Below are 11991 nucleotides of genomic sequence, written 5' to 3'. Positions count from 1 at the left end.
CTCAAGGATGGCGAGGTCAAGCCGGCGTTTCGCGTAGTACGCGGACGCCGTTCGCGGGAATCGTGACGATGGGACCGAGGGATTCGCCCGTGAGCAGGTCGAGGCCCTCGGCTTTGGCTTTGCGGTCGGCGCCGGTGTGGTTCAGCAGGAACAGGAACGAGCGTCCGTCGCCGACGCGGCGCACCACCTCGACGCCCGGATCGGCCTTCGCCACCGGGTCCAGCCCGGTCTCGGCGGTCAAGCGGTCGGCGATGCGGTCGATCGAGCCGGAAGGCAGGTGCGCCGAGACGTACCAGGCCGCGCCGTCACCGACGGCGCGGCGGATCACGGCCGGACCTCCGGCCAGCGTGCCGGAGGCGTAATCGACGATGGACTCGGCCCCGTCGAGATGCACGCGTTCGGTCCATTCCGTAACGGCCCCACCGTCGCCCAAAGCGACCGTCTCGTGCTCCTGGAGCGGATAGAACTCGTCGGTCCACGCGCCGAGCACGTCGCGGAACGCCCCGGGGAAGCCGCCCGGGATCACCTGGCTGTCCGCGTCGCAGACGCCGGAGAGATAGGTGACCAGGAGCGTGCCGCCGCGTTCGGGGACGGCGCGGAGGCGGGCGGCGACCGGTTCGGCCACGGTGAGCAGGGTCGGGACGATGACCAGGTCGTAGCCGTCGAAGTCGGCCGACGGCGGGACGACGTCGCACAGGACGTTCCGTTCCCACAGGGCCCGATGCCACTCGCGCGGTTCGCGCCCGTAGGAGAGCGCCCGATGCGGTTTGAGACCGTGCTGGAGCGCCCATCCGGCCGGGTCGTCGACGACGATCCCGGCGCGGGCCGGTTCCACTTGCGTCCCCTGCACTTCGGAGAGGGCCTTCAGATGTCGCCCGAGGTCGAGCACCTCCCGCCAGACGCGGGAGCGGGTGCCGCTGTGCGGGAGCATCGCGGAGTGGAACTGCTCGGCTCCCGAGCGGGAGGCCCGCCACTGGAAGAACATCGCGCCGTCAGAGCCGCGGGCCACGTGCCCGAGGGAGTGCCGGACGATCTCGCCGGGATCCTTGGCGCGGTTGCGCCGCTGCCAGCTCGGCGAACCGGTGGAGCTCTCCATGAGCAGCCACGGGCGCCGGTCGGGGAACAGGCCGCGCATCCGGTCGGCGGCGAAGGCCAGGTCCTGTTCGCGCAGCGGATCGTCCACAAGGGTGTAATGATCGTTGGCGGCGATCGCGGTGTGCGGGGCCCAGGTCGCGTAGTCGACGACCTGCGCGCCCGCGCCGACCATGAGGTTGGTCGTGACCGGTGCGTCCGAATGCCGCTCGACCACGGCTTTTTCCGCCAGGTACTGCGAGAGCAGCGCGTCGGAGGAGAAGCGCTCGTAGTCGAGGTACAGGCCCGGGTTCGGGGCGCCGTGGCGGCCGCGCGGCGGGAGGATCTCCTCCCACGTGCCGAAGCGGTGCCCCCACTGCTGCGTGCCCCAGGCGACGTTCACCGCGCCGAGCCCGCCGTGGCGCTCCCGCAGCCAGTCGCGGAACGCCTCGGCCGAGAGGTCGCAGTAGCAGCGGGCGTTCCCGCCGCCGAACTCGTTCCCGATGTGCCACAGACGGACCGCCGGGTGACGGCCGTAGCGTTCGGCGAGCGCCTCGACATGGCGAAGCGCGTAGCGGCGGAAGACCGGCGAGGCCGCGCACCAGGCGAGGCGCCCGCCGGGCGGCTCGCGGAAGCCGTCCGCGAGGACCGGCGCGATCTCGGGATGGGCGGCCAGCAGCCAGCTCGGCGGGGCCGCGGTCGGGGTGGCGAGGTCGATGCCGATCTCGTTGCGGTGCAGCAGATCGACGATGCCGTCCAGCCAGGACCAGTCGCGCACGCCGTCGGCGGTCTCGACCGTGCCCCAGGAGAAGATGCCGAGCGACACGAGATTGACGCCCGCTTCGCGCATGAGCCGGACGTCCTCGTCCCAGACCTCCCGCGGCCACTGCTCCGGGTTGTAGTCGCCGCCGAAGGCCAGGCCGTCGACCAGGCGCACGGGCAGCCGCGGGGACGGGGGCGGCACGCTCACACGGACCGCGCTGCCCGGTTCGCCGCTGCACCAAGGACTCGCGGTCATGCGTCGGTCCTCGCTTCCGCAGCCTGGACGTCCGCTTCCCGCCACTCGCCCGCGAAATGGTCGTAGCAGGTGCTGTTGTCGATCGACTCGCGGTCCACACCGGCCTCCGAGGTCACCCGGCCCGGCCGCTCGGGGTCGGGGGCGGCCAGCGCGAGCAGTTTCGTGTAGTCGTGGTGCGGGTCGAGGATGACGGCGTCGGCGGGGCCGCGTTCGACGACGCGGCCCCGGTAGAGCACGGTGATCTCGTCGGAGAAGTGGCGGGCGGTGGCGAGGTCGTGGGTGATGTAGAGGACCGCGAGCTGGTCTTCTCTTTGCAATCGGCCCAGGAGGTTGAGGACGCCGAGGCGGATCGAGACGTCCAGCATGGAGACCGGTTCGTCGGCGATGAGGACCTGTGCGCCGGGGGCGAGCGCTCGCGCGATGGCGACGCGTTGGCGCTGTCCGCCGGAGAGTTCGTGGGGGCGGCGGGGCGCGATGGTGTCGGCGGGGGTGAGGTTGACGCGTTCGAGCATTTCGAGGACGACGCGGCGGGTGTCCTCAGCGGTGCGGGTGCGGCGGTGGATCTTCAGCGGCCGGGCGATGTGGTGCTCGATGGAGTGGAAGGGGTTGAGGGAGGCGAACGGGTCTTGGAAGACCATCTGGACTTCGCGGCGGTAGTCGCCGTTCGCGACGGGCGTGCCGTCGTCGAGGCGGACGTCCACTGTGCCTGATGTGGGGCGTTCCATGCGGGTGAGGATCTTCGCGATGGTGGACTTGCCCGAGCCGGATTCGCCGACGAGTGCGACGGTGCGGCCGGGGGTGAGTTCGAGGCTCACGTGGTCGACCGCGCGCAGGCGGGTGCGTTTGAGTCCTGTTCGGAGCGTGTAGTCCTTGACGAGGTCGGTGACTTTGACGCTGGTCATGCTCGCTCCTCGAGAGTCTCGTCGATGCCGGTTCGGATGAAGGCGCCTCGCTCCCCCGAGAGGCTCGGGAAGGAGCCGAGGAGTCTGCGGGTGTAGGGGTGGCTCGCTTCGCGGTAGAGGCGGTCGGCGGTGGCGAGTTCGACGATCTCGCCTTCGAGCATGACCGCGATGCGGTCGCTGATCTCCAGGAGCAGCGGGAGGTCGTGGGTGATGAAGACGACGGCGAAGTCGAGTTCGTCGCGCAGGCGCACGATCTCGCGCAGGATGTCGCGCTGCACGACGACGTCGAGTGCGGTGGTGGGTTCGTCCATGATCATGATCTGCGGTTCGAGCAGCATGGCCATGGCGATCATGACGCGTTGGCGCATGCCGCCGGAGAGTTCGTGCGGGTAGGAGCCGAGGCGGCGGGGGTCGACGCCGACGCGGGTGAGCACGTCTTCGGAGCGCTCGCGGATCTCCTTGCGGGACATGCGGGGCCGGTGGGCGAGCAGGGTGTCGCGCAGCTGCGCCCGCACGGTGAGGACGGGGTTGAGGGCGTTCATGGCGCCTTGGAAGACCATGGAGAGGCGTTCCCAGCGGAACGCCCGAAGCTCGGCGTCTTCGAGGGCGAGGATGTCGATGTCGCCTTGGTCGCCGTGGAAGGTGATCCGGCCGGAGGCGATGCGGGCGGGCGGGCGGTGGAGGCGGTTGACGGCGTAGGCGAGGGTGGTCTTGCCGCAGCCGGATTCGCCCGCGAGGCCGAGGATCTCGCCTTTGTGGAGGGTGAGGTCGGCGTTCTTGACGGCGGTGACGGGCTGCTCGGTCTCGTAGACGACGGTGAGGTCCTCGACGGTGAGCACGGGTTCGGCGTCGGTCTTCATCGGACGGTCTCCTCGGCGGTGGGAGCGGCCTGGCGGGGTACCCGGCGTCCGGTGCGGGCGAGCTCGCGTTCGAGGCGGAGCGCGCGGCGGGCGCGTTTGCGGTGCAGTCGCAGGTTCTTGAGTTTGGGGTTGATGATCTCGTCGATCGAGAAGTTGATGAGGGCGAGTCCCATGCCGTACAGGGCGATGACGAGGCCCGGCGGCACGAACCACCACCAGGCGCCGAGCGGCAGCGCGAACCCGTTCTGGGCGTAGAAGAGCATCGTCCCGAGGGTCGAGGAGTTGGAGGCGCCGAGGCCGATGAAGGACAGGCCGGCTTCGCCGAGGATCGCGCTGATGACGGCGAAGACGAACTGGGAGGCGATCACCGGCAGCAGGTTCGGCAGGATCTCGACGACGATCACGCGCCAGGGGCGTTCGCCCGAGACCTGGGAGGCGGCCACGTAGTCGCGGTTGCGCACCGAGAGGGTCTGGGCGCGCAGGACTCTCGCTGAGGCGGCCCAGCTGGTGACGGCGAGGACCACGGCGATCGTCCACAGCCCTCGGCTCTCGCGCGGCACGAAGCCGGAGATCACGATGACCAGCGGCAGGCCTGGGATCACCAGGAACACGTTGGTGAACAGGGAGAACGCCTCGTCGACGAAGCGGCCCTTATAGGCGCCGTAGATGCCGAAGAACGCGGAGAGGACCGTGGCGAGCACGCCCACGAGCAGGCCGATCTGGAGCGATCCGCGTGTGGCGTAGGCGAGTTGGGCCAGTACGTCTTGACCGGTCTGGGTGGTGCCCAGGAGGAAGTCGCCCGATGGCGGGGTGAGTCCCTGGTCGCGGATCTGCGTCGGGTCGCCCACGAGGAGGGGCCCGATGAGGCCGAAGAGGGTGATGCCGCCGACGAGGATGAGGCCGACGGCGAGCCAGGGCGTCATGGTGGGCAGGAGCATCCGCCAGCCCGAGCGCGCGGGCTTGCCGGTCTCGGCGGCCGCTTCGGCGAGGAGTGCGGCGCTGTCGGCGGCCGCGGGCTCGTTCGATGGGTTCGTCATGTCGTCTCCCGTCAGGTCCGGGCGCGGGTGCGCGGGTCGATGAGGCCGTACAGGAGGTCGACCACGAGGTTGGCGCCGAGGACGGCGAGGGTGATGAAGAGGAAGACGCCCTGCATGAGCGCGTAGTCGTTGTTCTGGACCGCGCCCAGGAGGCGGCTGCCGATGCCGGGGTAGGAGAACACCTGCTCGGTGATCACCGAGCCGGACACGACGAAGCCGAGCGAGATCGCGAAACCGGCGACGGAGGGTAGGACGGCGTTGCGGGAGGCGTAGGAGCGCAGGATCTTTCGCGGCGAGAGCCCCTTGGCCTCGGCGGTGAGGATGTAGTCCTCGGAGAGCGTGGAGACCATCATGTTGCGCATGCCCAGGAGCCAGCCGCCGATCGAGGCGAGCACGATCGTGAGCGCGGGCAGGAACCCGTACTGGATCGCCGATCCGATGAACTCCCAGTTCCAGCCGGGGGTGAGCACCACGTCGTAGCCGCCTTGGGCCGGGAACCAGCCGAGCACGCGGGCGAGCAGGTACGTGAGGAGCAGCGCGAGCCAGAAGTACGGGACGGCCGCGAGCAGTGTCGTTGCGGGGATGAGGGAGTCGAGCCAGGTGCCCGGTTTCCAGCCGACGAACGCGCCGAGCGCGACGCCCAGGACGGCGGCGATGATCGTCGAGAGGCCGACGAGCACCACCGTCCACGGCAGCGACTGGGTGATGACCTCCGAGACGGGGGCCGGGTAGTAGCTCACGGAGACGCCCAGGTCGCCGCGGACCAGGTTGCCGAGGTAGTCCCAGTATTGATTCCACAGGGGACTGTCGTCGTCGCCCCCGAGGAGGAGGGCGTACGCCTTCCTGGCCTCGGGACTGACCGTGCCGCCGCGCTGCTGGAGCTTGGCCAGCAGGATGTCGACGGGGTTGCCCGGGAGCAGGCGCGGGATCGCGAAGTTCAGCGTCAGCGCGGCCCACAGTGCGACCGCGTAGAAGCCGATTTTGCGCAGGAAGTAGTTCACCTTGTCCTCCTTCGGGGGCGACGGCGGGCGGTCAGCCCTGCGGCTCGAGTCGCTTGAAGATCTCGGCGGCATCCATTGCGGACCAGACCGCGGGGAACGCGTACAGGTCCTCGTCGGAGGGCCAGCCGGTGAACTTCGTCGTGTTCCACACGCTCGTGGTGCCGCCGGTGAGGATCGGGATGTACGGCATGTCCCGCACGATCGCGGCCTGGATCGCGTCAAGGTGCGGCCGCCTGGCGGCGGTGTCGGCGGGGTCGAGGAGCGCGAGCTGCGCGACGGCCTCGTCCACTTCGGGGTTGGAGTAGCGCGAATAGTTGTTGCCCGCGGTCTCACCGACCGGCGCGCCGGCGCTGGAGGCGTAGAAGTAGTTGTAGACGTAGTACGGGTCGGCGGCGGGGCCCTGCCACAGCGAGTCGATGGCCAGCTGGTAGCTCCCCGAGCCCTTCTTCTCGGTCCACTCGTTCCAGGAGGACTGGGCGGACTTGACCTCGATGCCGGCCTCCTTCGCCTGCGAGGCGATGGTGTCGAGCGCGGTGATGTAGTCGGTCCAGCCGGTCACGACCTCGACGGTGAGCGAGAGCCGCTCGCCGTCCTTGGCGTAGATCCCGTCCTCGCCCTTGGCCCAGCCCGCGGTCTCGAGGATCGAGGCGGCCTCGGCGGCGTTCGGCTCCATGGGGACGGTCTTCTCCTCGACCGCGGAGGACACGAACGCGTCCTGGCTCGGCGTGAGCGCGAATGTCGGCGACATGTCGCTGGCGGTGTCCATGAACGCGAGGCTGTTCAGCTGCGTGCGGTCCATCGCGTAGTAGAGGGCCCGGCGCACGGCCGGATCAGTCTGCGGCCCTTCGCAACCCAGGTCGGCGTTGGAGCAGGTCGCCAGGACCATCTGGTTCTGCCACTGGGTGTAGGCGTCGTAGTTCGGGAAGTTCTCGTTCGTGTTCTGGATGTCCGGGATCGGGCCGGTCTGCCAGTCGACGGTGCCCGCGGCGATCGCGTCCGCGCCGGCCTGGTTGCCCGAGAGCGAGAGGAAGCGGATCTGCTTCACCTCGGGCTCGCCGCCCCAGTACTCGGGGTTGGACTCGAGGGTGAACGCCTGCGGCTTGAAGTCGCCGAGGGCGTAGGCCCCCGTGCCGACCGGCTTCTCCATGACGTCCTCAGTGGGATTGACGTCCTGCCACAGGTGCTCGGGCACGATCGGAGTGCCCAGGACGTCGGGACCCTTGACGAAGGCCGGAGCCGCGAAGGTGAAGGTCACGTGCGTGTCGTCGACCGCGACGGCCTCGCCGTCATAGCCGATGTTGTTGATCGCGGCGGTCTCCTTGAGCATCCCGAAGGTGAACGCCACGTCGTCGGCGGTGAAGGCCTCGCCGTCACTCCAGGTGACGCCCTCGCGGAGCGTCACGGAGAGCACGGTGCCGTCCTCGTTCCAGGACTGCTCGGTGCCCAGCAGCGGGACCGGGTCGGCGACCTGTGCCTTGTTGAAGAAGAACAAGGGCTCGTAGATCGTGCCGAGGCCGCCGATCTTGGTGGGCGAGAAGGGGTTGAAGTTGATCTGGTAGTCGCCGGCCTGGCCGGTGTAGGCGATGAGGGTCGAGGCGTCGCCGCCGCCGCCGGAGCCGCCTGACGAGCAGCCGGTCGCGAGCAGGCCGACCGCCGCCGCGGCCGCCAGCAGCGCTGCGCCGCGCCGCCTGATTCGAGTGGTGAGAGACATCATTGTCCTTTCAGGCCGTGGACGGGGCGTCCACGGGACGGGAGGGGTGGCGTCCACTCCGGGCGCCGCGTTTATTATTAACTCGTTAAATTAAACGTGTCAAGAAGAAGATCGAGACCACGCCGAGGAGGACCGCCGCATGGCCACTGCCGGCTCCGGCCGCGCCACGACGGCCGGCCGCATGCTCGATCTGCTGCGCACGCAGGGCACCCTCAGCCGCGTTGAGCTGGCCGAACGCACCGGACTGACCCCCGCGACCATCACCAACACCGTGCGCCGACTCATCGACGCCGGGCTCGTCCACGAGATCGGGCGCGGCCACCAGAGGGGCCGCGGTCAGCCCCGGCGGCTCCTCGAACTCGACCCGCGTGCCTGGCACGCCGTCGGCATCCAGGTCGACCGGACCACCACCACGATCGTCGTGCTCGACTTCGCCGGGACCCGCATCGCCGACGCGAGCCTGCGCGGATCGGGCGGCAGCGGCCCCGAGGCGACCGTGGCGGCCCTCGTCGAAAACGTCACGGCGCTCTTGCAGCGCAACGGGATCGCGCACGACCGGGTGCTCGGCACCGGGCTCGTCACCCACGGCCCGCAGGACCGCGAGCGCGGCGTGCTGCTCACCGCCCAGCCCGACCCGGCCTGGCTCGAATTCCCGCTCACGCGGACGCTCGCGGACCGGCTCGGCATCCCGGTGCTGCTGGAGAACGACGCCACGGCGGCGGCCTTCGGCGAGCAGTGGGCCGGGTCGGTCCCGACCGACACCTTCGGGCTCGTCTACATGGCCTCCGGCATCGGCGGCGGCGTCGTCGTCGACGGCGAGAGCTACCGCGGCCGGGCCTCGAACGCCGTGGAGATCGGCCACATCGCCCTCGGCGGCGGGCTCGCGCCCTGCCTGTGCGGCAATCGCGGCTGCGCGCAAGCGGAAGCGGGGCCGCGCGCGGTGATCGAGGGGGCACTCGCCGACCCCGCGCTCGCGGTGCGGCTCGGCATCCGGGGCGATCCCGACGACACGCTCGCCGACTTCGAGCGCCTCGCGCGCGCCTGGCGCACCGGCGACCGCGACGCCACCCAACTGCTGGAGCGGTCCGCGCAATGGATCGGACGGGCCGCCGTCACCCTCGTCAACCTCTTCGACCTCGACACGGTCGTGCTCGCCGGTCCGGCCTTCGCCACCGCGGGCCCGCTCTACCGGCGGCATGTGGCCGCCGAGCTCGAGCAGCGCGCGCTCTCCCGCGCGCTGAGCCGCCCCGGCGTGCACCTGGCCACCAATGTGGAGACCGCCGCGGCCATCGGCGGGGCGCTCCACGTCCTGCGCACCATGCCCGTGGACGTCCGCCGGCCCCCGCGTGCGGCCGAAATCGGATCAGGGTGATCTCGCGTTGCCAGTATGGTGGTGCGGATCGGTCGCCTCGCTCAGGCGGCCCGGTTTCGGCAAGCCCAGTCTCAGGAGGTCGTATTGAGGGCGTTCGGCTCGGACACGCGCATGTCCACGCTGGCCGTGGTGCTCGACCTCATCCGGGAGCGGACCACCGTCAGCCGGGTCGAGTTGGCCGAGGCCACGGGCTTGACGCAGGCGACGATGACGCACGCCGTGCGCCGGCTCATGGCGCTGGGCCTCGTGCACGAGGTCGGGACGGCCCGCTCGACGCGGGGCACGCCGCGGCGGCTCCTCGAACTCCAACCGGATGCGCGCCACATGGTCGGCGTCCAGTTCGACCGGTACACCGCGGTCGGCGTCGTCGTCGACCTCGCCGGGCGCGTCGTGGCCCAGACGGCGATGCCGGGCTCCGGCGACCGGGACCCGGGCGCCGTGCTCCTCGACTACGCCGCGAGAATCGAAGCGCTGCTTGAGGATTCGGGAGTCCCACGTGATGGTGTGCTCGGCATCGGGCTCGCGACCCACGGGCCGCAGGACCGCGAGGCGGGCGTCCTGCTCACGGAGTACCCGGCGCCCGCGTGGCGCGGATATCCGCTCGCGGCCGAGCTGGCGGCGGCGACGGGTCTGCCGGTCAGGATCGAGAACGACGCCACGGCCGCCGGGCTCGGCGTCCAGGCGCAGGGCAGCGCGTCCTCGAGTTTCGCGGTCGTCTACATGTCGGGCGGCATCGGCTCCGGCGTCATCCTCGACGGCTTCCCCTACCGCGGCGTGACCTCGAACGGCGTCGAGCTCGGGCACATCTCCGTCGACGCCTTCGGTGAGCACTGCGGCTGCGGCAACCGCGGCTGCCTCGAAATCGTCGGCGGGCCAAACGCGGTCGTGCGCAACGCCGAGGCGCGCCCCGGACTGCTCGAACGGCTCGGGCTCGCCGCCGATCAGCTCGACGCCTTCATGCTGATCGGCCGGGCCGCGCTCGCGGGCGATCCGGACGCGGCCGAGATCATCGCCGCCTCGGCGCAGGTGCTCGCGGTCGGCACCGTGTCGCTGGTGAACATGTTCGACGTCGGGCGGGTCGTGCTCGCCGGGCGGGCCTTCGCCGATCTCGGCACGCTCTACCGGGACGCGATCCAGGAGGTCCTCGACCGGTCCGTGTTCATGCGGCAGGTCCACAGTGTCCGCGTTGAGCTCGCCCCCGACGTCTCCCAGGCCCCGGCCATCGGCGGTGCCGCGATGGTCCTGCGGAACTACCTCGAATCCTCCGGTCTCAGAGAGCGCGACGCGGCCTCCTAGTAATTGGCGCGCAAGTGGAAAGCCGCGGCGGGGAGACGCTGCTCCCCGCGGCTCTCACCTACCCCCTGGCAGGTCTAGGGGCGTGTTTCGGTGAGTTCCTCGACGATGTCGCGGGCGGTGCCCTCGGCGCGACCGGTGCTGGTGCCGGCGCATCGAAGATGCCTGCTATACCTAGGGGGTGACAGCTGCCGAAACGCCTGTGATCGCCGGGACGGTCGGATCGCTGCTCGGCAAGACCGCGGCGGCCTGGCGTGCACCTGATTTCGGGCTGTCGGGTGCGGACCGGCTCGTCGTCACGTTCAGCGACGGCAGCGCCGCGTTCGTCAAAGGGGCGACGACCGAAGCGACTGCGGGCTGGCTGCGCAACGAGCACCGGATCCTCGATCACCTGCGCGGCACCAGCCTCTCCCCCGAGATTCTCCTCTGGCAGGACGACGGCACCGGACTGCCGTTGCTGGTGACGGAGGACCTGTCCGCCGCGTACTGGCCTGCGGCCGGCGCCGAGAATCCGAGCGGCGGGACGTCGACGGTCTGGCGACCCGGCGACATCGACGTTCTCCGCCGCACGCTCGACCGTTTGCGCCGAGTGCCGTTGCCTGCCGAGCTGCCGCAGACTGCCAGCTGGCCGGGACCACAGTGGCCGCGTGTCATCGAGCTGGCCGACCGGCTCGTCGATGCCGGTGTCGTCATCCCCGGCTGGCTCGAGGCGAATGCCGAGACCCTGACCGCTGTCGATGGAGAGGCGGACACCGCTCTCGAGCTCGGTGGATACCTGGTGCACGGCGACTTCCGCAGCGACAACCTGTGCATCCTCGGCAACGCCGGCGAGCGCGAAGGTCGCCTCGTCGACTGGTCGCACGCCGGCGCCGGCCACGAGTTGCACGACCTCGTGCAGCTGCTCCCCACGCTTCACCTGGAGGGTGGTCCGCCGCCATGGCAGGTGTGCACCGAACCCGCACCCCTCATCGCGAGGCTTGCAGGGCCGTCGCTGCAACGCGCCTGTGTGAGCGAGCAGCCGGATTGGCTCCGTCGCGTGTTCATCGACCTCGCGTCGATCAACCTGAAGTGGCTGGCAGCGGCCCTCGGTCTGCCAATGCCCGTGCCGGATCAAGACACGCCCGGTTGAGCAAGGCGCTCCAGGGGTCTCCGGGGCAGTACACAGAACCAGCGCTGAACTGAGTGGCGGGATACGGGGCACCGCACCAACTCCCGTCACCCCGACACCCGCTGGTAGGGACCGGGCCTGCCGTATCGCGATGCCGGACTAGGGCAGGACGCCGCGGCCCTCGCGGACCTCGAACACCAGCTGGGTCTCGGTCTGCCGCACGACCTGGTGCACCGTGACGTGCTCCAGGATGAGGTCGCGCAGCGCCTCCGGGCCCGCCACCGCCACATGCAGCAGGAAGTCGTCGTCCCCGCCGACGTGGAAGACCGCCATGGCGCCTGGGATTTCGACCAGCCTGTCGTAGAGGTTGTGGACGTGCTGACGGCTGTGGCTTCCCAAGCGGACCTTGATGATCGCGTGGAGCGGGCGGCCGAGGGCCTCGGGATTGAGCCGGGCGCGGATGCCCGCGAGGACCCCGGACTCGCGCAGCGCGCGCAGCCGGTACGCGCAGGTCGACTCGGCGACGCCGGCCCGGGCCGCCAGCGCGGCGTTGGTCATCCGGCCGTCCTCGACGAGCGCCGCGAGGATCGCCAGGTCAGTGCCGTCCAACGCCCCCGT

General features: G+C 70.4%; 10 protein-coding genes. 3 read left to right on the top strand and 7 right to left on the bottom strand.

Features of this window, described 5'->3' with window-relative positions:
* Positions 1 to 16: 16 nt before the first annotated feature.
* The 6 genes from ACFO8M_RS15040 to ACFO8M_RS15015 are packed head-to-tail and all read right to left on the bottom strand — an operon-like array spanning position 17 to position 7600.
* Positions 17 to 2089: a beta-galactosidase gene (locus ACFO8M_RS15040; protein WP_387976863.1), complete on the bottom strand. Its 2073-nt coding sequence runs from the start codon at positions 2087 to 2089 to the stop codon at positions 17 to 19.
* The gene (locus ACFO8M_RS15035) at positions 2086 to 2991 is read right to left on the bottom strand and encodes an ABC transporter ATP-binding protein (RefSeq protein WP_387976860.1); all 906 of its coding nucleotides are present in this window, start codon (positions 2989 to 2991) and stop codon (positions 2086 to 2088) included. The genes ACFO8M_RS15040 and ACFO8M_RS15035 overlap by 4 nt, the downstream gene beginning before the upstream one ends.
* Positions 2988 to 3851, bottom strand: coding sequence for an ABC transporter ATP-binding protein (locus tag ACFO8M_RS15030; protein WP_387976857.1), 864 nt, complete (start codon positions 3849 to 3851; stop codon positions 2988 to 2990). The genes ACFO8M_RS15035 and ACFO8M_RS15030 overlap by 4 nt, the downstream gene beginning before the upstream one ends.
* Entirely contained in the window at positions 3848 to 4888 is a 1041-nt protein-coding gene (locus ACFO8M_RS15025; RefSeq protein ID WP_387976854.1) for an ABC transporter permease, read from the bottom strand. Before ACFO8M_RS15025 ends, ACFO8M_RS15030 begins: the two co-directional genes overlap by 4 nt.
* Positions 4889 to 4899: 11 nt before the next feature.
* Positions 4900 to 5889: an ABC transporter permease gene (locus ACFO8M_RS15020; protein ID WP_387976851.1), complete on the bottom strand. Its 990-nt coding sequence runs from the start codon at positions 5887 to 5889 to the stop codon at positions 4900 to 4902.
* A gap of 31 nt (positions 5890 to 5920) precedes the next feature.
* A complete protein-coding gene (locus ACFO8M_RS15015; RefSeq protein ID WP_387976848.1) occupies positions 5921 to 7600 on the bottom strand; it encodes an ABC transporter substrate-binding protein in 1680 nt (559 codons plus the stop codon).
* 139 nt (positions 7601 to 7739) lie between these two features.
* Here ACFO8M_RS15015 and ACFO8M_RS15010 point away from each other — a divergent pair, with 139 nt between their 5' ends.
* From ACFO8M_RS15010 to ACFO8M_RS15000, 3 genes are all read left to right on the top strand, one after another.
* On the top strand, positions 7740 to 8972 hold the full coding sequence (locus ACFO8M_RS15010; protein ID WP_387976846.1) for an ROK family transcriptional regulator: 1233 nt from the start codon (positions 7740 to 7742) through the stop codon (positions 8970 to 8972).
* A 111-nt stretch (positions 8973 to 9083) separates the two neighbouring features.
* The gene (locus ACFO8M_RS15005; RefSeq protein ID WP_387976843.1) at positions 9084 to 10268 is read left to right on the top strand and encodes an ROK family transcriptional regulator; all 1185 of its coding nucleotides are present in this window, start codon (positions 9084 to 9086) and stop codon (positions 10266 to 10268) included.
* 178 nt (positions 10269 to 10446) lie between these two features.
* Positions 10447 to 11394, top strand: coding sequence for a phosphotransferase (locus ACFO8M_RS15000; RefSeq protein ID WP_387976840.1), 948 nt, complete (start codon positions 10447 to 10449; stop codon positions 11392 to 11394).
* Positions 11395 to 11532: 138 nt separating this feature from the next.
* On the opposite strand, the gene ACFO8M_RS14995 is transcribed toward ACFO8M_RS15000, so the two are convergent.
* The gene (locus tag ACFO8M_RS14995; protein ID WP_387976838.1) at positions 11533 to 11982 is read right to left on the bottom strand and encodes an Lrp/AsnC family transcriptional regulator; all 450 of its coding nucleotides are present in this window, start codon (positions 11980 to 11982) and stop codon (positions 11533 to 11535) included.
* Between the last annotated feature and the right edge of the window lie 9 nt (positions 11983 to 11991).

It is taken from the genome of Glycomyces rhizosphaerae, assembly GCF_042647865.1.
Classification (GTDB): domain Bacteria; phylum Actinomycetota; class Actinomycetes; order Mycobacteriales; family Micromonosporaceae; genus Glycomyces; species Glycomyces rhizosphaerae.
This window is presented reverse-complemented; position numbering and strand designations above follow the sequence as displayed.